Origin of the sequence: Paraflavitalea pollutisoli (assembly GCF_029360705.1) — a bacterium.
GTDB lineage: Bacteria > Bacteroidota > Bacteroidia > Chitinophagales > Chitinophagaceae > Paraflavitalea > Paraflavitalea pollutisoli.
The window spans coordinates 131,632-152,158 of record NZ_JARKMX010000001.1 but is presented as its reverse complement, the minus strand read 5'-3'; the positions used below and the strand labels follow the sequence as shown (position 1 = coordinate 152,158).

Annotated in this window: 19 protein-coding genes; 8 read left to right on the top strand and 11 right to left on the bottom strand. The window is 49.3% G+C overall.

What is annotated here, in order from left to right; translation table 11 throughout:
• Positions 1 to 492: 492 nt before the first annotated feature.
• Genes P2W70_RS00640 through P2W70_RS00630 form a run of 3 tightly spaced genes read right to left on the bottom strand, consistent with a single transcriptional unit; the run spans position 493 to position 2,965 of the window.
• The gene (locus P2W70_RS00640; protein WP_276479480.1) at positions 493 to 1,185 is read right to left on the bottom strand and encodes an NUDIX hydrolase; all 693 of its coding nucleotides are present in this window, start codon (positions 1,183 to 1,185) and stop codon (positions 493 to 495) included.
• A 44-nt stretch (positions 1,186 to 1,229) separates the two neighbouring features.
• Positions 1,230 to 2,300, bottom strand: a complete 1,071-nt coding sequence (locus P2W70_RS00635) for a winged helix DNA-binding domain-containing protein (protein ID WP_276479479.1) — start codon at positions 2,298 to 2,300, stop codon at positions 1,230 to 1,232.
• Between the two features lie 47 nt (positions 2,301 to 2,347).
• Positions 2,348 to 2,965 carry a DinB family protein gene (locus P2W70_RS00630; RefSeq protein ID WP_276479478.1) on the bottom strand — a complete coding sequence of 206 codons (618 nt, stop codon included), beginning with the start codon at positions 2,963 to 2,965 and terminating at the stop codon, positions 2,348 to 2,350.
• A 220-nt stretch (positions 2,966 to 3,185) separates the two neighbouring features.
• Between P2W70_RS00630 and P2W70_RS00625 the strand changes: the two genes are divergently transcribed.
• From P2W70_RS00625 to P2W70_RS00605, 5 genes are all read left to right on the top strand, one after another.
• Positions 3,186 to 4,316, top strand: a complete 1,131-nt coding sequence (locus P2W70_RS00625) for a sensor histidine kinase (RefSeq protein WP_276479477.1) — start codon at positions 3,186 to 3,188, stop codon at positions 4,314 to 4,316.
• The gene (locus P2W70_RS00620) at positions 4,291 to 4,515 is read left to right on the top strand and encodes a CDGSH iron-sulfur domain-containing protein (protein WP_276479476.1); all 225 of its coding nucleotides are present in this window, start codon (positions 4,291 to 4,293) and stop codon (positions 4,513 to 4,515) included. The genes P2W70_RS00625 and P2W70_RS00620 overlap by 26 nt, the downstream gene beginning before the upstream one ends.
• Before the next feature lie 180 nt (positions 4,516 to 4,695).
• Positions 4,696 to 4,935, top strand: a complete 240-nt coding sequence (locus P2W70_RS00615) for a hypothetical protein (protein ID WP_276479475.1) — start codon at positions 4,696 to 4,698, stop codon at positions 4,933 to 4,935.
• A 15-nt stretch (positions 4,936 to 4,950) separates the two neighbouring features.
• Positions 4,951 to 5,418, top strand: a complete 468-nt coding sequence (locus P2W70_RS00610) for a hypothetical protein (protein WP_276479474.1) — start codon at positions 4,951 to 4,953, stop codon at positions 5,416 to 5,418.
• Positions 5,419 to 5,446: 28 nt separating this feature from the next.
• Positions 5,447 to 5,731, top strand: a complete 285-nt coding sequence (locus tag P2W70_RS00605) for a hypothetical protein (protein WP_276479473.1) — start codon at positions 5,447 to 5,449, stop codon at positions 5,729 to 5,731.
• On the opposite strand, the gene P2W70_RS00600 is transcribed toward P2W70_RS00605, so the two are convergent.
• The gene (locus P2W70_RS00600) at positions 5,728 to 6,267 is read right to left on the bottom strand and encodes a hypothetical protein (protein WP_276479472.1); all 540 of its coding nucleotides are present in this window, start codon (positions 6,265 to 6,267) and stop codon (positions 5,728 to 5,730) included. The genes P2W70_RS00605 and P2W70_RS00600 overlap by 4 nt on opposite strands.
• Before the next feature lie 118 nt (positions 6,268 to 6,385).
• Here P2W70_RS00600 and P2W70_RS00595 point away from each other — a divergent pair, with 118 nt between their 5' ends.
• Positions 6,386 to 8,146: an ABC transporter ATP-binding protein gene (locus P2W70_RS00595; RefSeq protein ID WP_276479471.1), complete on the top strand. Its 1,761-nt coding sequence runs from the start codon at positions 6,386 to 6,388 to the stop codon at positions 8,144 to 8,146.
• A gap of 66 nt (positions 8,147 to 8,212) precedes the next feature.
• On the opposite strand, the gene P2W70_RS00590 is transcribed toward P2W70_RS00595, so the two are convergent.
• The 6 genes from P2W70_RS00590 to P2W70_RS00565 form a co-directional block, all read right to left on the bottom strand.
• Entirely contained in the window at positions 8,213 to 9,532 is a 1,320-nt protein-coding gene (locus P2W70_RS00590) for a DEAD/DEAH box helicase (RefSeq protein WP_276479470.1), read from the bottom strand.
• A gap of 49 nt (positions 9,533 to 9,581) precedes the next feature.
• On the bottom strand, positions 9,582 to 11,009 hold the full coding sequence (locus P2W70_RS00585; RefSeq protein WP_276479469.1) for a PKD domain-containing protein: 1,428 nt from the start codon (positions 11,007 to 11,009) through the stop codon (positions 9,582 to 9,584).
• Positions 11,010 to 11,020: 11 nt separating this feature from the next.
• Positions 11,021 to 12,331, bottom strand: coding sequence for a cytochrome D1 domain-containing protein (locus tag P2W70_RS00580; protein ID WP_276479468.1), 1,311 nt, complete (start codon positions 12,329 to 12,331; stop codon positions 11,021 to 11,023).
• 103 nt (positions 12,332 to 12,434) lie between these two features.
• Positions 12,435 to 12,863 carry a hypothetical protein gene (locus P2W70_RS00575; protein ID WP_276479467.1) on the bottom strand — a complete coding sequence of 143 codons (429 nt, stop codon included), beginning with the start codon at positions 12,861 to 12,863 and terminating at the stop codon, positions 12,435 to 12,437.
• A gap of 25 nt (positions 12,864 to 12,888) precedes the next feature.
• Positions 12,889 to 13,170 (bottom strand): hypothetical protein, encoded by a 282-nt coding sequence (locus P2W70_RS00570; protein ID WP_276479466.1) that lies wholly within the window; start codon positions 13,168 to 13,170, stop codon positions 12,889 to 12,891.
• Between the two features lie 158 nt (positions 13,171 to 13,328).
• Positions 13,329 to 13,826, bottom strand: a complete 498-nt coding sequence (locus P2W70_RS00565) for an asparaginase domain-containing protein (protein ID WP_276479465.1) — start codon at positions 13,824 to 13,826, stop codon at positions 13,329 to 13,331.
• A 200-nt stretch (positions 13,827 to 14,026) separates the two neighbouring features.
• Here P2W70_RS00565 and P2W70_RS00560 point away from each other — a divergent pair, with 200 nt between their 5' ends.
• Positions 14,027 to 16,444, top strand: a complete 2,418-nt coding sequence (locus P2W70_RS00560; RefSeq protein ID WP_276479464.1) for a mechanosensitive ion channel family protein — start codon at positions 14,027 to 14,029, stop codon at positions 16,442 to 16,444.
• A 569-nt stretch (positions 16,445 to 17,013) separates the two neighbouring features.
• Positions 17,014 to 17,427, top strand: a complete 414-nt coding sequence (locus P2W70_RS00555; protein WP_276479463.1) for a hypothetical protein — start codon at positions 17,014 to 17,016, stop codon at positions 17,425 to 17,427.
• Positions 17,428 to 17,557: 130 nt separating this feature from the next.
• Here P2W70_RS00555 and polA read toward each other — a convergent pair whose 3' ends face one another.
• Positions 17,558 to 20,401, bottom strand: a complete 2,844-nt coding sequence (gene polA / locus P2W70_RS00550) for a DNA polymerase I (RefSeq protein WP_276479462.1) — start codon at positions 20,399 to 20,401, stop codon at positions 17,558 to 17,560.
• Positions 20,402 to 20,527: the final 126 nt, after the last annotated feature.

Genomic DNA, 20,527 nt, shown 5'->3' with positions numbered 1-20,527 from the left:
TTGCGTAAAAAAAACGCAAAATGGGATAAAATTTTTGCCGATAGCCATAATCCCAGATTTTCTAAACCCGCTATTGAATACCTCTACCTTAGCTGATCCATCAACGCTTCAGCTCGCCCGGCAGTCTGTCCACATCGTATTCGATACCGGGAATGGGAGTCTGGCAAGACTACGCTTATGGTCTAAGTTCCAGCTTCCTACATCAAATTACCATTCTTTATCAGGTCTGGTACCTGTAAAATAGGTAAAGGGTAGCGAACCCCACTGTCAAGTAAACCAAAAGTAAAGCTGGAGTAAACCGGAAGTAAACCTAGAGTAAACCGCAAGTAGGGAAAAATAGAGTCAAATGAGCCGTAGCCACGCAATGTTGGAGTGTAGTGGCCGATCGATCAGCCGGAAACGAAAAATGGTAGGTGAAGCTCATAGAAGAAGTACAATTTACCACAAAGCAGTAGCCAAAACCAAAAATAAAACTGGAAATAAGGCAACTGTTTAGATCTCGAAGTGCATTCCTTCTTTCTCCAGTTGCTGGTAGCGTTGCTCGTTGAACCGGTACATTTTGCTCGGCCGGCCTTTGCCCTCAGGCTTGGCAAATTCTTTGGTCTCGTCCAGTATGCCCAGCGCCAACACCTTACGGCTGAAATTGCGCCGGTCGATGTCACGACCAAGTAAAGAGGTATATAGGTGTTCAAAATCAGCAAATGGAAAGACCTTGTCCAATAACTCAAACCCAATTGGTTGGTACCGGATCTTGGCCTGCACACGCTCCACAGCCATTTTCAGAATGTCCTGGTGGTCAAAAGCCAGATCGGGCAATTCTTTGATGCTAAACCATTGCGCATGCTCCGCATCCGTACTCGCCTTCAGTTGCTGAAACTGGGCCGATTTCACCAGCGCGAAATAAGCAATGGAAATAATACGCTGGCGCGGATCACGACCAGGTTTGCCAAAGGTGTATAGTTGTTCCAGGTAGTTCACACTGATGCCCGTTTCTTCCTGCAGCTCCCGGCGCACGGCTTCCTCCAATGACTCGTGTTCCAGCACGAAGCCACCAGGTATAGCCCAGCTATTCTGAAAAGGAGGATACTTCCGCTGTATCAATAATACAGATACCCCTTCCTGTTTGGAATACCCAAATACGACCGCGTCTACGGCCACTTTCATATGCTGTTCGAAACTGCTCATTCAACCTGCAAGATAAAAATTGCCGCGAGTATTTGCATACCACTTTATAAAACAAGCCTCAATCCAAGAAACCTGGCGTACCGCCTGGCAGCAGCTTGTACAGCCGCAATCACAGTTTGCGCAGGCGGCTCGAAGTATTCCAGCTCCACTACTACCTCCTTGCCTTTAATAGTTCTTTTCCAGATGCCCACCACCTGGCCACCCACTACGATGGTGGCGCTGTATTGACCATTGGCCGTCATGGCCAACCGATGCTGGTATTGCTCATTGACCACGGCGCTCCGATCGGTATAGCCTAAAAGAAATTCATCGAAACCTGGAAGGAGATATACCGCACTTTTCTTGGCCGCCGCTACCACCTCAGCTCCTTGCCAGTAGGTCTCTCCGACTACATTGTCTGCCATCAGCTCCTGTTGCACCAGCTCGATACCCTTTCGGGCTTCTGTCAGCGTGATGCCCGCCCACCACATAAAGTCTTTGGCGGTAGCAGGGCCATGGCTGATAAAATAACGCCGGGCCAGCTCTGCCAGCGGCTCATCGGGGGTAAACCGCTGCGCTGTCGGAGCCCATTCGTCCAACAATACGTGGGTGAATTGTTTACCCTTGCGCGGGCCCATGCAGATCAGTCGCTCCTGACTGGCATGCAGCAGCAAATAGCCCACACCGTAATTGGAGGTTTTGATGCCCTTTTTTACAAATAGTTCAGCCAGTTCATCCCTGGTCAGGGCAGCTCCTCCCTCCAGCGATTTATTTAATACCGAATGGCTCTTTCTGATCATCGCCTTATCGATCCCCTCATCCCGCAAGTGTTTGGCATATTTCTGATGCACCCTGGGTGCCACAAATGACAGCATCCAATGCACATCAACAGGCGATACCCAATGCCAGGTGCCGCGTAAAGCCCAGGTGCGAATGATCTTACCGCTATCGATAGCCTGTTCAATAGCCCCGTCCGTAATGCCTGGCAGGCGCGTTCCAATACTCCACTTGGCACCGGCAAAATCCTGCGCCTGCATGGCACCCAGCCAATGCACCACCTCTGCAGGTTCGGTAAAACTGGAAGAAAACAGGCGTTGGTTTACCAACCGGCGTTGAGCAATAGCAGTTACAGTCATAGGTCAGCTCTTATGATGGGTAAGATAGTAAAGAACAGAATGGTAATTTACCTGTTGAAGAAGTTGATGGCCAAAAAAGGCCTGCGGCTGGTATCGTCTGTCACCCTGCTCCCACCACGCTCCTGCTCCCGTGTCTGTAGGTCCGGCTTTTTCACTTTCAGACAGTAAAACAGGTAGTCGGTCAGGGGGGCATCCTTTAAACCAAGCTGGTGTCCGATGGTTACCACCTGTCCGCGATGGTAAACACTATGGTTGATACAATGTTGAAGAATGTCTTTGCGGGCAAGGTTCATCTCTCCGGCAAGTAGCAGTTGCCAGCTGCATTCGGTTTCCAGAGCGTCCGTGCTCAGCTTGCCAACATAGTCCTGCAATAACCTGCCCTGCTCCAGCAAACTGTCCAGTATTGCCTCCAGCTCATCTTCCAATCCCTCCTGCAACAGGCTGTGCGATACACCCAGGTGACCCATCCATTCCCGCTCCACCTCGACCATATGCAGCAAAGTAGCCTTGATACCCGGAAAACTCGAACTGGCCCTGTTTTCCAGCAACAAACCGGGTTTGGTCCGCAACCAGTCGGCAATACGGGTAAGCGCCCAAACATGATAGGCGGTTAGTTCTTGAAAATGAGATAATAAGGCGTCATTATGGGTGGTAGCGTGAAGCATAGGTTGTCTATTTACCCTACAAAGCAACAACCAGGTACTGACAGCAGTATGTCAGCAGCAAAAAGCTTTTTCGAATAATATATTATCTCCATGGTATAGCTGCTAACAATTCATGCAACTAAAACCCCAATTCATACAAAAACTTATGGGGCTGCGGTGAGCGTGGGTTTTCTTTGCAAATTGGTAAAACGCCTCACCCGGGCTGTAAATCCTTGCTGCATTGATAAAGGTTCGTGATAAGTGGTTCCGCATACTCGTCATAGTGCTTCCCTTCATCCTGGTGCTCTATACCAATGACGTGTGTTTTCGCGCCGACGGCGCAAAACTTTTGCGTACACTCATTTCCCTTATTTCCATCATCGCCATTTGTGAAGGCGGCCGCTGGCTGATCTACAACAGCCGTAAATGGAAGATCCGGTGGTTCCGCAGCTGGAACCGCACTGCAGTTGTGATTATTGGTGGCGTAGCTTTCACGACCCTGATGTTAGCCCTCAGCAGCTGGCTCCGGCTGATCATTATGGGCGGAAAAGCCCCCAGCTCTCTTTTTACGGGAACTGTGCGCTTCAACAACAGCGAGCTGGCAACCGGCCTTTGGGGGTACTCGTTTTTCAACGCTATTTTCGTCTACCTTTTTCTTTTCGCAGGCTTTGAAACCATCTATCATTTCGCCAAACTGAAGTATACCGAAAAACAAAAGGAGCAACTGGAGAAAGAAAAGCTCCGGGCCGAGCTCAACCAGCTCAAGGGTATCGTCAACCCCCACTTTTTGTTCAATAACCTCAATTCCCTGTCATCGTTGATCAGCGAAAACCCGGCCCGCGCCGAATATTTCCTCGACGAACTCACCAAAGTATTCCGGTACCTGCTCCGCAACAACCAGGCAGAGCTCACCACCCTCGGACAGGAGTTGCTCTTCATCCAGTCTTACTACCACTTGTTACAAACCCGCTATGGCACAGGTGTTCGCCTCGATATGCGCATCGACCGGAAATACGAAGAATGGTTGGTGCCGCCGATGACGCTGCAACTGCTCGTTGAAAATGCGGTAAAACACAACCGGCTGCAAAAAGAACATCCGCTCGAGATCGAATTGGTGTCCGCACCCAACCATACACTCGTCGTTCGAAATACCCTGTTCAAGCGCGAAGGCGTGGTGGAGTCGACCGGCCTCGGACTGCAAAACATTAATGCCAGGTATAAAATGTTGCAGTTACCGGAAGTGAGGATAGAAAAAGACGAAAAATACTTCACCGTTACGGTACCCCTGATCCAACCGCCGACAGATGACAAAAACTTCCCTACTTTCGCGCCATCAATAACAAGTTATGGCAACTACAAAAGTGACAGTTAACAGCAATGGGTCCCTCAAGCTGGAAGGGGATTTCGAAATTGTGGACAAGCACGGCAATAAATATGACCTCGGTGGGCGAGAGATCATTTCTATTTGTCGTTGCGGCCTCTCGCAAAACAAACCATTTTGCGATGGTGCCCACAAGGGACATTTTGAACACGAAGCCGTGGCATTCAACCTGCCTCCCAAAAAGCAGTAGTCGATGATTGCCCCCAACAGGGCAGATTGAATAGACCCGGAATGCGGCCACTAGCCCTTCCGGGTTTTTTTTGTTGCGCAAATCAGCTGCCCCGATGCCTGGTTGACTATGATAGCCCTGCAACCGGTTCCAGTACCCCCTCCTTGGCACAGGATTTACAGAAGAATTCGAAAAACGGTCATGACAGAGAAACTTACCATCAACGGAAAAGAAGTATGGGTCGTCATAGAACCACACGTAGTGCCCAGGGAAAATCCCCATGTTATTCCTACCGAATACTTTACAGCCACCTACTATTACCAGGAGCCGGGAGAAGGTATCTCCGGGGAGGTATTTATCGACGGAACCGAACCACGCCTCTTCGAATCGCCCGTCGCTGCGCTCGAATATGCCCGCGAAACGCTGGAAGAACTGATCTGATCGCTAAATTGCGGCATGACCCGTGAAGAAAAGATCCTTTACAAGCAACAACTTAAGCAGGCAGGCCTCGACCTGATCGGGCAGCGTATTGCCAACACCCGCCAGCAAATGGAAGAAGCCCAGGAGGCCGCCAACCAGGAAGGAAAAAGCTCGGCGGGCGACAAATATGAAACGGCCCGTGCCATGAGCCACCTCCAGAAAGATATGTTCGCACGGCAACTGGCCGAGCAGACCAGGGAGCAGGCCGCCCTGCATGCAGTAGAGACAGACAGGCTCTATGACACCGCCAGGGCCGGCGCCGTACTGCAGAACGAAAAGCTGACATTCTTTATCGCCGCCGGTCTCGGAAAACAAACCATAGGGGGTAAAACCATCCTGTTTCTCGCTCCACAGGCGCCCCTCGCCCAGCAACTACAGCACAAAAAGCAAGGCGATCATTTTGTTTTTAATGGCATACAGACTATAATTGCCGATCTGTTCTGATTGCTGCCCCACCCAGTAAATACCTTTTATGCTACTAGTTTTAAGGATTATCACCATCATCATAGCGATAGCATGTCTCGTCGGCGGTGTTTGGCTTATTGTAGCAGGCGTGTTGGAAACACCTGCTGATTCAGAGGCGATATTAATTGGGGTTGGTATTTGCCTGTATTACCTGGCCGATCTGTATTTGTTGAAGCGGAGTTATGAGAAGAAACATACACCAGCGCATTGGGCAGCCTTCCTGTTGGGGCTGCTGCCGGTACTGATTGTGTTGCTTATGATTGTGATCGCGAGTTTGGTAGATCAAATCTAGTTGGAAGGCTCATAGATCTTTCTAAAGGATACATTACGGGCCCGTGACACCGATATCTTCAATTCCATGATGCCTCGTTTCAGGTCACGTACAAAGACTTCATGGAGCCGGTTGTTCGTACCGGTATCTTTCAGGTGGATTACCTGGTCCTGTCTGCTGATACCGATCACACGGATACCCTTGGACCTGAGCTGCAGCGAATCGGAGTTCCTGCTTAATAATTTGTACCTTTCAAACTCTTGCTGGGTGATGCCCAGCTTCTCGTGGTAAGGAAGGTTTTCCCCAAACTCGCCGTGTTTTTTCGTGTATTCCTTATACCATTTCAGGTCCTTGTTGATAGCTGCTTGTAACCTACCGGCGATCTCGGTATAATCGGACGGAAAGTAGAGATCACGCTCCTCAAATGTCAACGAATGGCCCGTAAAAAAAGAATCGACAAACGCAAAGCCAGGACTGAGCCGTATCTGGGCTGCAGGTTCCTGGCAACTCAATAACGACAAAAAGACCAGCAAAAGTAGGTACAGGTAGCTTTTCATAATAGGATGCAGTAGTGGTAAGAAAAGTAAGGAAAAATCCGAATACCTGCCATTTCCGCTGGCCTGCAAATGGTAATCACTGAACCGGATGCCATACCAATCGTTTATATAAACAATTATGCACATTCTTTGGAAGTATCTCCGCCCGCAACGCTGGCTGGTATTGTTCTCGCTGCTGCTGGCGGCCGTCGCCCAGGTCCTCTCCCTCATCGATCCGATCATCTTCGGTAAGATCATCGATGACTATGCAGGGCAGATCAACTTGCGGCCCCGCGAAGAACTGATCAGGGGAGTGTTGTGGTGGCTGGGGGTAGCAATCGTCATTGCACTGCTCGCCCGCGTGGCCAAAGCCTTCCAGGATTACACCACGCGCCTGGCCGTACAGAAATTCGGCATGCAGATCTTCAACGACGGTCTGCGCCAGACCCTGCGGCTTTCCTTCAATGAGTTCGAGGAACAGCGTAGCGGCGAAACCATGGCCGTACTCCAAAAAGTACGCACCGATACCGAGCGATTTATCAACTCGTTTATTAATATCCTGTTTTCATCGCTGGTCGGGGTAGGGTTTCTGATCTGGTATGCCATCACCAAACATTGGGCGCTCATACCGGTTTTTGTGATCGGGGTGCTCGTACTGGGCTCACTGACCGGCATGCTGAGCCGCAAAATGAAAGCTACCCAGCGCTCCATCAACCGCGAAACCAATCGTATGGCGGGCATTATTACCGAGTCGTTGAGGAATATCGAACTGGTACGTAGCCTGGGCCTCACTTTTCCGGAAATACGCCGCCTTCGGGAATACACCTACCGCATCTTCCAGCTCGAAATGGAAAAGACCAGGCAGGTCCGCACACTCAGTTTTTTCCAGGGCACCGTTCTGAATGTGCTCAAGCAATCCATTTTGTTTATCCTGCTCTGGCTGATCTTCGGTCACGTGCTCAGTACCGGCGAGCTCATCACTATGCAGTTTATTTCCAATGCCATCTTTGGTCCCCTGCAGGATGTGGGCAACATCATCATCTTTTACCGCGAAGCAGAGGCTTCCCTCCAAACCTTCGATACGCTGATGAACAAGCCAATCGAGCAGCGTCCGCCCGAACCGGTAGCCCTCAACCAGCTCAACAGCCTGCGTTTTGAAGACGTGGTGTTCCGTCACAATACGGCCCACCAGAATGCCATGGACGGCATATCCTTTTCTGTGAAGACGGGCGATACCATAGCATTTGTGGGTCCTTCAGGGTCCGGAAAGTCTACCCTGGTCAAATTGCTCGTAGGTCTCTACCGCCCGATCGAAGGCATGATCTATTTCAACGACATCCCGGCAACAGAGATCCGCTACAACGAGCTGCGCCGGCAGATAGGGTTTGTCACCCAGGATACGCAACTCTTTGCCGGTACCATTCGCGAAAACCTGCTCTTCGTAAAGCCTGATGCCACAGACGAAGACATGTTGGAGGCCATGGAAAAAGCGTCTGCCAGCCGGCTCGTCACCCGCACCGGGCAGGGGCTAAATACCATCCTCGGCGAAGGGGGACTAAAACTATCAGGGGGCGAAAAGCAACGGCTGTCCATTGCCCGTGCTTTGTTACGGCATCCGCGGCTGCTTATTTTCGATGAAGCCACCTCCGCCCTCGATTCACTCACCGAAGAAGCTATCACTGAAACGGTGCGCAGCATTTCTGCCGAGCGCCAGCAGATCACCATACTGATCGCACACCGCCTTAGCACGATCATGCACGCAGATACCATCTATGTGTTGGAAAAAGGGAGGATCACCGAGTCGGGCTCGCATGATCAGTTACTGGAACAAAAGGGCCTGTATTACGCCATGTGGCGCCAGCAGATCGGAGAAAGAAGAATGGAAGTGTCGGAGGGATAAATAAGGCGCCCGGTGCAGGAATATCATTCATTGAATATCCCCAACCGGGCGCCGGTAGAAAATATCTTATTTAGCTACATCGATCTTTATTTTCTTGCCTTTGATCTTTTCGTTCTTGATGAGGTTTACCGTGTGAGTTGCTTTCGACTTCCGTATAGCCACGAAAGAAAAGAAATCCTTCACTTCGATCAGGCCAATGTCTTCTTTCTTCAATTCTCCCTTATTGGTAAGGAACCCAACGATGTCCACTTTATTCACCTTGTCCTTTTTACCGGCAGCGATGAACAACGTTGTCCATACAGGCTTTTGTGGTAGCTCAAGGTCATCGGGCAGTGTGATCAGTTCCGGTTCAGGCGTGATGTATTTGGGAACATATTCCTTAGGTCCCACCAGCAGTACCACAGTTCCACTGGCTTCCTGACGGGCCGTGCGGCCGTTGCGGTGGGTATAGGAATCTTCGGTGTTGGGTAGTTGGAAGTGAACGATATACCGGATATTCGGAATATCCAGGCCCCGGGCAGCAAGGTCGGTCGTTACAAGCACATTCGAAGTGCCATTGCGGAACTTACACAGGGCAGCGTCACGCTCCTGCTGTTCCATGGCGCCGTGGTAAAATACACTGACAATGCCCTTCTCTTTAATAAACGTATTAACCTGTTCTACAAATTCGCGCTGGTTACAAAAAATAATCGTAGAACGGTTGTTGATCCGGCAAAGTAACCGGAAAAGAGCTTCTTTCTTATCATCCTCCGTACTCCTCACCTGCTGAATAGCCAGCATTTCCTTTTTCTCGCCAGTCAGGAAATTAACCCTGACAGGATCTTTCAGTCCTACGAAGCCAGGAACTTTTACAACCTCCGTGGCGGAGGTCAGAATCCTTTTATTTAAAGCAGGCAGCGAGCCTACGATAAAAGACATTTCTTCTTCAAACCCCTCTTCCAGCGACTTGTCAAACTCGTCCAGTACAAGGGTCTCGATATCGGCCGTCGTAATATTACCACGACGGATATGATCGGCCAGCCTGCCCGGCGTGCCAATGATCAGCGCGGGGGCCTGCAGCAGGTTGTTCTCTTCAATTTCCCGTTTATGACCGCCATAACAGCAGGTGACCTTGAAGCCCGTACCCATCTTTTTGAAGACCTGGTCGATCTGTAACGCCAGCTCTCGTGAAGGTGTAATGATCATTGCCTGCGTAACCTTGGAGCCCTTCTTTAAAAGCTGCAATACGGGCAACAAAAACGCGATCGTTTTTCCCGATCCTGTATCTGACAATAAAATAACCGCATTGGATTGTTGATTGGCCTCCAGGGAAGCCACTTGCATCTCGTTCAGTGCCTCGATATTGAGGTTACGGAGCGATTGTTCGATCTGTTCTGAAAATTCCATCCCCCAAAAGTACGGTATCGGGTACAAACGGTACCATATGCCTTCCCTCCTAGTAAATGTCACCCTGTACGCCTATCTTCCGTACAACCAGTTTTACCGGTTTGTTATTTTGGAAACGACCTTCATTTCCATGCCCTAATAAAATAAGCTGACCGTCTGACAGGGACCGCGCACTGACGGGATAGGCGAACGACTGCTGCCATTTTCGTTCGCTGGCTGTTGCCAGTTTCACAACAGAGCCTGAAGTTTGGGAAGATTTGTTCGACAGTAGCAACAGCGAGAGGTTGTCGGAAGTGGCTACCTGGTAGCCTGGGCCATAACTGTCTGTGTACAATTGCTGCCTGTCCAGGAACTGTCCATCTCCCGTAAAATTGAATAGGACGCTTTCGTAACGCGTGCTTACCTGGTATGTTGCCCCTGTTCGCACAATTCGTGTATTTCCCAAGGCCCGACTATTATACCACTGCATGGCCCTTGACCACAACGGCAAGCCACTGGTGATCAGGATCTTGGTGATGAAGACAGAATCACATTTTCCGCCACATTGAACCCCGGGTTTATTGCCGGCAAACACCACCGCATCATTTTCCACCAAAAAGTTCTCAGCACCCCACAACGGACCGATATCATCAAACCCTTTTTCTGAAAGCAAACTACCATCTGCCGTCGTCGTAATAATGGTATTGCGCAACCCGACAGTATCGGCTCCCTGCAGGATCGGCTTTTGGCCGATGGCGATGATATTGCCGTCGGCTGTACCGGCTGCATACGAAATAAGTCCCCTGCCCAGGTCATAAGCCTTGCTCCAAAGCACAGTCCCCTGCTCATTGATACAGGTTAGGCCATATTGCTCGGAAATGCCATCTGAATGGCCGGTTAAGATATACCTGTCTGCCGTAATGGGTTGGATGGAAGACAGGTTTACCATACCCGAAGGCAGTTCCCTGACCCACTGTTGCTGCAAGGCAGCATCCAGCTTGAGTACAAAATAGCGACGACGCACGTCATTCGCGGAAGTTGGGCGGTATCCTATTATAAGTATACCCTTGTCGGAAGTTTCCACAAGATCGACACCAAAGGCGGGGAGCGCCGCGTCAGGAGCAAAATATTGATCGCCTGCATACACCTGCAGAGTTTGCCGGATGGTATCGATGGAATGCTCCCCTTTTTTAACAAAGAGCGATACGGTATAGCTACCTCTTTTCGTATAAGTATGTTGGGGATAGGGTTCTGCTGACGTTGTACCATCCCCCAGATCCCAGGAATAGATGTATGGGAAATTGGCGGGTTGACACAAGTTGAACTCAACAGGTAATCCTGCTTTCGCGGAGTTTTTTTTCATCCCCGTATAGACAAATTCATCGAAGTTGGGTTTGATCTCGAAGCAAAAGCGTGGTTCCGCGACGTAGACCGTCTCAGTTTTGGTGCAACTGCTATGTAACCCCAGCACGACGACAGCACCAACTAAATTTCTCATTAGATGCATGACTAAAAATTGATTTTTTGTATGTAGTAGTTGGAGTGGATCGTTTCACTTGTTCTGCCAGTTTGGTCGGATAGAATGGAGTATAGCTGTTTGCCATCGGTGAAAAGCTTGGCAGGATAGAGCGACGTGGTCAATACACCAGTTTGTGCACCGGAACCAAAATCATAGGTTTCAATGGTGGTCTGATACTCCCTGGAGCAATACACAACGCTGCCCGATTGATTGAATACCATGTCTTTATGGGATCTTGGGAGCTGATTGGGACGGTTAACATACAGGTTGTAGCGGTAGATTAGTGAGGTATCATAAACCATCCCATTACCCCCACTCACGAAATGTTTGCCATTTGGCGCCACCTGAAAAATATCCACCTGAGCATTTCCGGCACTGATATATTTACTACGTTCGGGAAGCAGTTTTCCGGTTTGATCGAATGAGTTTCGTACAAAGGCCCGGTTGGGATAATCGTTCACTACGCCAACAAGCTCGGTACGTTGACCGCTGCCTGGTATTAATAGAAAGCGCGTATTGATGTATCCGCTTACCCGTTCCACCAACGCTTTGGTATCGCGTCGGAATACTTTGGTGGGAAGCTGCGACCCCCCAACGAGTGCGCTATCCGAAGTGGAAACAAACAGCAAATTGTTGTGGTAGATTACGGAGGTGACTTTTTGCCCTCCCACATAGAGTCTATCTTCAAGCTCAAGTGATACGCCATGGTAGATATCAACCCAGCCATCATGGCGTGGCACATACAATTCAGGCTGGCCATTTACATCTGCTATGGAACAATACCCAATGTTGCCGGGAATTGTCAACTCTTTGACACGTAGGTTTTCCTGGTATTTATATTGCGCGATCGTCCCCGTCCAGTGTCCAATCACATAAGCATATTTTCGGACGGTATCAACCACAACATCCTGAACCAGCCCATAAAACGATCCCTGCTTGCGCTCGTGGATCACCTCATTCGACCTAAATAACCCCGACTTGGTCTCTACCTCCAACTGATAGGTAAACTTGTTACCAAGGGGCACGGACTCCTGGATTCGCAAACCTTCATGATAATGCAGGATAGGGATCGTGTCGGTTCGATAGGCCGATTGCCACCAGCTTATATGCCGGCCGGAGCGTAAAAGTCGATACGCTTTAACGTCTTTGTCGGGTAGTGCTTTCCATTGAAACCTGATCGTCGAGTCGTTCACCACCTCCGAGATGCGGAGATCCAGGGCAACAGCCTCATACCGGGTTTCTTTTTTACAGCTTAGGGAGAATAATACCAATGTAGAGGCTACGAGTAGTGTTCTAACCATAACGGATGGATATGAACGCCAAGATAATAGCGGCTCGCCAATATTAAAAGGCCAGGGAGGGTTGTTTAACAACTTCTTCTGACAGAAACCTGTTAAATAGCGACTACTTCAGCAGGCGGTGGAATTTCTCAAGTTCGGTCACCTCGCCGGGTGCCAGGGTTTCGTTGTTGTTGTATTTATTGAGAAAGAACAGTACCCGTTTGTGTTGGGGATATTTGGCCAGGATGGCATCGATCATCTGTCCCACCCGCTCATCTTTCTGGTAAAACGGCTTTGGGGGCGGTGGTGCCGATTTATATTTGGTTGGCTTTTTACGAATGACAGCCTCGAGGGTCGCTAGTTTGTTTTCGGGAATGCCCTCCACTTTCAACGCTTTCTGATAAAGACCCTCCAGTTGCTTTTTACTCAATCCGCCCCGCTCCTCGTATTGGAAGGCCAGGCTTTTGACAAAGGTAGAATCGGGCCGGGCCACGAGCATAGCATCCAGCACATCCTTGATCACATCTACGTCTACTTTCTTTTTCTGTATCATATTTCCACCGCCGAAAATAAGCAAATCATCTTGAAAACAGGCTCCACAACAGGATGGCCAACCCCTGACCCAGTACACTGCCAATGGCAGAAAACACCGCATCCATGAAATCATAGATGCCCCAACCCGTCACTTTGGAGAATAGTTCAAATCCATAGCTGATGAAGATCCCCAACAAGAATACCGATACGATCACGATGCCCGGTTGGCCTGGCCACAACCAGTACCCCATGGCCTGCAATACAAAGCCCATGAGGATACCAACATAAAAATGACGTTTCTTATCAGGAGCAAAAAAGCCAGACAATGTTGACGATTTAGGTAATGTATGCCGGTAGACCTGTAATATCCCTACAGAACAGGCTGTGGCAGCGCTCCTGTAAGGTAAGTCAAAATTAATTGTGGAAAAGCTAATCTGTGTTGTTCGTGGCAACCACAAAGGCTATACGCCTTGTGGATACCAAACTACTCAATCTCCTCAAAAATCCCTGTCTGGCGGTTCTTGCGAACATTGTCCCAGTTGAAAAAGCGGCCATTCATAGCTACATATACGCCGGGAGGCAGCGACTGCACGAAAGCCATGGCGCAGCCCATATTAAACAGTCCGTCAGAGCTACCAAACTTAATGGGGATCATCGCGCCGGTGAGGACCACCGTCTTGTTCTTAATGTGCTCAGCGAGCACCTTGGCCGTAATAGCCATGGTATCGGTTCCGTGGGTGATGATGATCTTGTCTTCTTCACACTGTACACACTGGTGTTTGATCAGATCACGGTCTTCAGCCGTCATATCCAGGCTATCGATCATCATCAGGGTCCTGATCACCACCGGCACCTTGTTTCGGCCCATTTCCAGCAGATCATGCATTTGTGTGTCTTTAAAGAATAACTGGCCGTTCAATTCATTATACTCCTTGTCGAATGTTCCTCCGGTGATAAAAATACGGATCGGCTTAATAGGCATAGCTGGCAATTTAGACCGGTGAAATTAAATCAATATATAATGGACGATACCAGATTTCGAAAATCTGCACCATCCTTTCCAATTGGTTCGTCGCCGTTCAAGAAGCTGACAAATATGTTAAATGCTTTAAAGTGTTCCCCGTAAAAAATCCCCACATCCTCCCATCTTTTTATAGATTAGCGTCAGCAAAAAATCAACAGATGAAAAACCGCTTTCGCCACCTGGTGGCAGGTGTTATCCTTTTAGTACTCACCCTGACCACCCATGCACAAGATTCAGCCAGATTCAGACAGGAAAAACCATCCGGCCACGCCGACTCCACCCGCAACCCCTCAGATACCAGCAGGCCACGGCGTGGTGGTATGGGAGCCTTATTTGCCGATTCGGCCAAACTAACCTCAAGCGATTACCAGCTGCAGATCGAGAAAACCTACGTGGTGCTGGATAATATCGACAACAAGAGTGAACTGGGGCTGGCTGTCGGGCAGGTGAAAGACCAGCTTGCCAATGCCGATACCGTGCTCACAGTACTCAAAGACAATATCGTCAACAATAGCCGTGCGCTCAACCTGCGCAACCTGCAGGTCTTTCGGAGCTTGCTGCTGAATATGCAGCGCGAGCTCAAAGACCATCGCGAATTGCTCGACAGTACGGAAAAAAGGCTCGAAAGCCTTCGGGGCTCCATGCGGACGCTCATTACCGACACAGTTCTCCGTCAGTTGATGCGGGATTCGGTATTGAGACAGGAGTTTAGTACACAATTGAAGGATATGCGGGAGAACTGGCGCAAGAGCACCCGACACCTGCGGGAGAGCATCGCTGAGATCAACCTGTTGCAGACACGCAACTCTTCCAATGCAATTACCACGGCACAATTGCTCGAGAAGGTAAATACACTATTAAACACCTCAGCCTCCCGGATCTTTGGCAAGGAATACAATTACCTGTGGGAAAAAGATGAACATGACCTCAGTGCCAGTGCCCGCTCTTCATTTGGCAAAGCTTACGAAGGAGAAAGAAAAGCCCTGCGGTATTACTTCGAAGACAGCGGCAACAAAAGGCTGTTTCTTCTGCTGATAGGCCTGTTGTTCTTTTTCTGGATCTACCGCAATATCCGCACACTAAAGAAGTACAAGGCACTTCCGGCTATCCACGACCTCGATTTCGAATACCTGCCCAGTGGATACATCGTTTCCAGCTTTGTGATCATGTTTTCCATTGCACCCTTGTTCGATCTGCACGCCCCGGCAGCCTATATCGAATCCATGCAGTTCCTGCTGCTCGTTATTCTCACGATCATCTGCTGGAAAAAATGGCCACGTAATCTTTTTTGGGCCTGGGTAGGCATCGCCTTGTTGTACATCTGTTTCTCTTTTACACACCATATCGTAGATCCGGGATTCTGGCAACGGGCTTGGCTCATACTCCTGAATGTGCTATCGGTGGTATTTGGTATGCGCTTCCTTTCCCGGATGAAAGACCATTTGAGCCTGCGGGGTTTCCTGCGGTTCATAATAATCCTGCACAATGTGATGAACGTACTGTCGATCCTCTGTAACCTTTTTGGCCGCTTTTCGCTGGCACAGATCCTGGGCAACGCAGCGATCTTCTCCTTCACCCAAGCGGTGGGCCTCGCGGTGTTCAGCAAAATATTCATGGAAGCGATTATCCTGCAGATCGTAACCGGCCGTATTAAGCGCGGCATTCAGACACGCATGGATTTTCAGCCTGTCCTCAACGGTTTCCGTAAACCCCTGCTTTTCCTGGTAGTCGTGTTGTGGATGATCGTTTTTACCACCAACCTCAATGTGTATACCACTGTGCTGACGGGGCTCTCTGAATTCCTGACCAGTTCCAGGGCTATCGGCAATGCCACCTTTACCGTAGGAGGGGTATTGCTATTTTTCCTGATCATCTGGATCGCCCATCTACTGCAACGATACGTAGGGTATTTCTTTGGAGATACCGGCAATGACGATGAAGTACACGACAAGAGCCAGCGGTCCCGCCTGCTGATTGCGCGCTTGGTACTTCTTTGCCTGGGATACTTCCTGGCAGTGGCAGCTTCAGGGGTGCCGGTAGATAAGATTACCATCGTGTTAGGTGCCTTGGGTGTAGGTATCGGTCTGGGCTTGCAGAATATCGTGAATAACTTTGTATCGGGTATCATCCTCATTTTCGATCGTCCGCTACAGATCGGTGACTCGGTAGAAGTAGGAGATAAGACGGGCCGCGTTCGGGAGATAGGCTTGCGCTCCAGTACTTTGCTGACGGCCGATGGCGCCGAAGTGATCATTCCCAATGGCGATATACTGTCGCAACAGATCGTCAACTGGACACACACCAATACACAGATGAGGCTGGATATGGAGCTTTCAGTAAGTGGCAGTCGTGATATGGAAGTGGTGTCCACCGCAGTAAAAAAGGCCATCCAGGAGTCGAAATATGTATCGGATTACCGCGAACCCCAGGTGCTGTTCACCAAAGTGAACGACGATGGTTTCGACCTGAAGGCCTATTTCTGGTGCGCCGATGTTTTCAAGGCCGAAGAAGCAAAAAGCCAGGTTTTACTCCTGCTTCATGAAAAGCTGGAGGCCGTCAACCTGAAGATAGGTTGATCGGTACAACCGTGTTTTATCAGCAAGTTAATGGACCATATTTACCGTGCATACAACGGCTGCCGATGTAAAAATCCGGCAGCCGTTTTTTATTGGTAATGGTTCCGCCATCGCCTTTTCAACATTTACTGTGCCGGCAGTTTCACGGTAGCAAGCCCTCGCCTGTAAATCGACTATTGATATATCTTCCTCGCACCTACGGAAGGCGTTAGATGGAGGCTTGTCTTGCTGCATTGAGGGTGCGCGTTACGGCCAATGGGCTAAAAATGTAGAACTGCTCGAAGATCCGGATGTCAGAGAGTATCGACGCAATGGTGAGATTATCCTGTCTGGCTGCCAGTCAATAAGCAAGATAATGCGCCCGGTACTGCACGCTGTTGCACTGCCATGGCCCCCAACGTTGGGGCCGGTTACGGGTATGTGCTTCAAAGGCGTGTCTACACGAAGCGTTGGGTTGATGGATAGGAAATGTGGAAAACGGGTATTCTTAACTGTGGCATAGCTTTCGCATGATAAATAATCGTATCTTTTAAATTGTTATTGGTATTTATTAATTACGATTGCTTAACATGGAACCGGTATCGATAATTTTGTTGGTCGCAGTGGTGGTAGGATATTTTGCCTTTTACAGACCAGTATTTCTGCTAAAGCCCGCCAGGCAACGTAAGGAGCTGATTGCCAAGTTTGAGAAAGTAGCGGCCTTAAACCGCCACTTGATTCCCGAGATCCGGCAGTTTGCGGAGCAATACAACCTCCTCGATCAACCTTTTATGAATCAGGCAACCTTTCGTAAAAAGATCGTGGAGCTGGAGGATGCACGCGAAGAAGTGTTAGCCGAGGAAAATCTGTTCCTTGTCCGTGCACGAAATCCGCGCAATTTTGATCTTCAGTTACTCAATTCAAGTCTCGACGATCAGTTGATCTATCATAAAAAGATACAGAAAGCGCTGGAACAATATAAAGCCACCAACGGACTTCAGTAATAATCAACCCATTTGCTCCAAAAGAAAAAGGAGCCAGAAGCTCCTTATATAATAATTGCGTTTGTTTATGAAGTGGGCCTGAGAGGGCTTGCCTGCTGCAAACCCCACTAATAGCCATGTGCACAAGCGATCAATGCGCCACTAACCAGTTCTCCCCACTACCAATTTCGGCCTCTACGGGCACCTCATTGGGTAGGGGCAAGGCAGATCGCATACACTCCACGATAATCGGTTTGATGATCTCTGCTTCCTCACGGGTAGCGTCGAAGATCAATTCATCATGCACCTGGAGGATCATCTTCGACTTGAACTTATGCTCCTTGAAGGTGTGGTGGATCTTCGTCATAGCCAGTTTGATCATATCGGCAGCAGTACCCTGGATAGGCGAATTGATGGCGTTTCGCTCAGCAAATCCTCTTACCGTAAAGTTGGAGGAGTTGATGTCACGCAGCCAACGTTTACGTCCCATCAGTGTTTGAACGTATCCTGTCTCCCGGGCAAAATTGATCGTGTCATCCATGTACTTCTGGATATTGGCAAATTGCTTCTTGTAATTATCGATGATCTCTTTCGCTTCGGTTCTGCTGATGCCAAGATTATCGGCAAGTCCAAAAGCTCCTTGGCCATAGATAATCCCGAAATTTACGCTCTTGGCTTTATAGCGCATTTCCTTGGTCACATCCTTCTCGTCTACACCATATACCTTGGCCGCTGTGGCTGTGTGGATATCCCGGGCGTTTTTGAACGCATCACACATGGCGGGGTCGCCGGATATGGCGGCCACGATCCGCAACTCGATCTGCGAATAGTCGGCGGAAAGCAATACGTGGTTACTGTCTCGCGGAATAAAGGCCTTGCGGATCTCCTTACCCCTTTCCGTACGTACAGGAATGTTTTGCAGGTTGGGATTATTGCTGGATAAACGGCCGGTAACTGCCACTGCCTGGGCGTAGGAGGTATGGACCCTTCCGGTTTTACGGTTGATCATTTCCGGCAAGGCATCTACATAGGTCGATTTCAGCTTGGTCAGCTCGCGGAAGGCAAGGATGTCTTCCACGATTTTGTTCTCCCCGGCCAGCTTCAGCAAAACATCCTCACCGGTAGCATACTGACCTGTTTTGGTTTTCTTTGCTTTAGGGTCCAGCTTTAGCTTTTCAAACAACACTTCCCCCAATTGCTTGGGCGACGCCAGATTGAATTTAAGTCCGGCCTGTTGGTACACGTTCTCTTCCGCCTGGCGGGCTTCCTTGTCGAGTTGCAGTGAATAATCCTTCAGAAAATCCACATCGATCCGGACGCCTTCAAACTCCATATCTGTCAGCACCTTGACCAGCGGATTCTCTACCTCGGCGAATACCTTCTCTACCTCTTTGCTTTTAAGTTGGGGGGCAAAGATCTGCTTCAGCTGTAGTGTGATGTCGGCATCTTCGGCGGCATAGTCGGTTATCTTATCGAGGGGCACGTCACGCATATTGCCCTGGTTCTTACCTTTCTTTCCGATCAGTTCATCGATATGAACGGGTTCGTATCCCAGATACTGTGCACTCATGATATCCATGCTGCGTTTACCATCCGGCTCGATGACATAATGGGCAAGCATGGTATCGAAGGTTTCCCCTTTCAGTTCATAGCCATACCATTTCAACACGAGCATATCGTACTTAAGGTTTTGGCCAACCCATACAATGTCTTTCTTATCAAACAAGGGTGCGAAGTTTTGCAGAATGGCCTTGGTTCCAGCTTCGTCACCAGCCAGTACCGGTACATAATATGCTTCGCCGGTCGTATAGGAGAAACTCATGCCAACCATTTCGGCATCGTTGGCATCCAGGTTGGTCGTTTCCGTATCAAAGCAAACTTCCTTTTGCTCCAGCAGTTCTTTAACCAGGGTCTGGATGGCTGCTTCGCCCTGTATCGCGATGTATTTGTGCGGGGTATTGTGTATGGTCTTGCCCGCTACAATCGCTTCTCCGCTTTCTACCCGATCTTCGTCATTGGCTACTTCTGCTTTTGGAGCTGTTTTTTTCGCTTCCACGACATTGCCGAAAAGATCTGTTTGCACGCCTTCCGGTGCGGTTGCTTTGCCCGCAACAATAGCAATGTCTTCATTTAATATGCGCTTAGCTACTGTTTTAAATTCCAGATCGGTGAATACTTCACGCAACAGTTCTTTATTCAATTCCTTGATACGGAAGTCCTCGGCGTGAAAAGAAACGGGGACGTCGGTAATGATCGTTGCAAGCTTTTTGGAAAGGATGGCTGCATTTTTTCCATTACGTACCTTTTCGCCCAGCGCTCCTTTTATGTTGTCGGCATTATTCAGCACGTTCTCGAGCGTACCGTATTCATTCAACAGCTTGGCAGCCGTTTTTTCACCTACACCGGCAATACCTGGGATATTGTCCACAGCGTCACCCATCAGTCCGAGAATGTCGATAACCTGGTGAACTTCTTTGATATTCCATTTTGCGCAGACCTCTTCTGCACCCAGGATCTCCGCGTCGCCTCCCTGGTAACCGGGTTTGTAGATCTTGATATTGGTTTCCACCAATTGACCATAGTCCTTATCGGGCGTTACCATGTATACTTCAAAACCCTCTTTGGCCGCTTGTTTGCTAAGGGTGCCGATCACATCATCCGCTTCGTAGCCGTCCAGTTCCACAATGGGAATATTAAAGCCGCGTATGATCTTTTTGATATCGGGAATAGAGGCCGTGAGGTCTTCGGGGGCTTCCTGGCGGTTTGCTTTATAGTCAGCAAACTCAGTATGGCGTTCCGTCGGCGCATGGGTATCGAAGGCCACGGCCATATGGGAAGGTTTTTGATTATTGAGCAGGTCGAGCAACGTGTTGGTAAAACCGAACTGCGCATTCGTATTCTTTCCTTTTGAAGTGATACGTGGATTGCGGATCAGCGCGTAATAGGCGCGAAATACCAGTGCGTAGGCGTCGAGAAGAAATACTTTTTGACTCATGCTGCTAAGTTAACAACAATGGGTATATCTGGGCAGGGAGTTTGTCTGTTTTCTACGGGTGTTTTGCGACATATAAATGGGCTAACAGCCACAGATGCTGTAGCAAGTGTCCCTAATGCCAAAAAA

What these genes read in the sequence shown, in the direction of transcription:
- P2W70_RS00630 (WP_276479478.1), bottom strand. Translation starts at nt 2,965, where the DNA reads ATGCTTCACGCTACCACCCATAATGACGCCTTATTATCTCATTTTCAA.
- P2W70_RS00620 (WP_276479476.1), top strand. Translation starts at nt 4,291, where the DNA reads ATGGCAACTACAAAAGTGACAGTTAACAGCAATGGGTCCCTCAAGCTG.
- P2W70_RS00610 (WP_276479474.1), top strand. Translation starts at nt 4,951, where the DNA reads ATGACCCGTGAAGAAAAGATCCTTTACAAGCAACAACTTAAGCAGGCA.
- P2W70_RS00575 (WP_276479467.1), bottom strand. Translation starts at nt 12,863, where the DNA reads ATGATACAGAAAAAGAAAGTAGACGTAGATGTGATCAAGGATGTGCTG.
- P2W70_RS00590 (WP_276479470.1), bottom strand. Translation starts at nt 9,532, where the DNA reads ATGGAATTTTCAGAACAGATCGAACAATCGCTCCGTAACCTCAATATC.
- P2W70_RS00605 (WP_276479473.1), top strand. Translation starts at nt 5,447, where the DNA reads ATGCTACTAGTTTTAAGGATTATCACCATCATCATAGCGATAGCATGT.
- polA (WP_276479462.1), bottom strand. Translation starts at nt 20,401, where the DNA reads ATGAGTCAAAAAGTATTTCTTCTCGACGCCTACGCACTGGTATTTCGC.
- P2W70_RS00585 (WP_276479469.1), bottom strand. Translation starts at nt 11,009, where the DNA reads ATGAGAAATTTAGTTGGTGCTGTCGTCGTGCTGGGGTTACATAGCAGT.
- P2W70_RS00600 (WP_276479472.1), bottom strand. Translation starts at nt 6,267, where the DNA reads ATGAAAAGCTACCTGTACCTACTTTTGCTGGTCTTTTTGTCGTTATTG.
- P2W70_RS00565 (WP_276479465.1), bottom strand. Translation starts at nt 13,826, where the DNA reads ATGCCTATTAAGCCGATCCGTATTTTTATCACCGGAGGAACATTCGAC.
- P2W70_RS00560 (WP_276479464.1), top strand. Translation starts at nt 14,027, where the DNA reads ATGAAAAACCGCTTTCGCCACCTGGTGGCAGGTGTTATCCTTTTAGTA.
- P2W70_RS00555 (WP_276479463.1), top strand. Translation starts at nt 17,014, where the DNA reads ATGGAACCGGTATCGATAATTTTGTTGGTCGCAGTGGTGGTAGGATAT.
- P2W70_RS00635 (WP_276479479.1), bottom strand. Translation starts at nt 2,300, where the DNA reads ATGACTGTAACTGCTATTGCTCAACGCCGGTTGGTAAACCAACGCCTG.
- P2W70_RS00615 (WP_276479475.1), top strand. Translation starts at nt 4,696, where the DNA reads ATGACAGAGAAACTTACCATCAACGGAAAAGAAGTATGGGTCGTCATA.
- P2W70_RS00580 (WP_276479468.1), bottom strand. Translation starts at nt 12,331, where the DNA reads ATGGTTAGAACACTACTCGTAGCCTCTACATTGGTATTATTCTCCCTA.
- P2W70_RS00595 (WP_276479471.1), top strand. Translation starts at nt 6,386, where the DNA reads ATGCACATTCTTTGGAAGTATCTCCGCCCGCAACGCTGGCTGGTATTG.
- P2W70_RS00640 (WP_276479480.1), bottom strand. Translation starts at nt 1,185, where the DNA reads ATGAGCAGTTTCGAACAGCATATGAAAGTGGCCGTAGACGCGGTCGTA.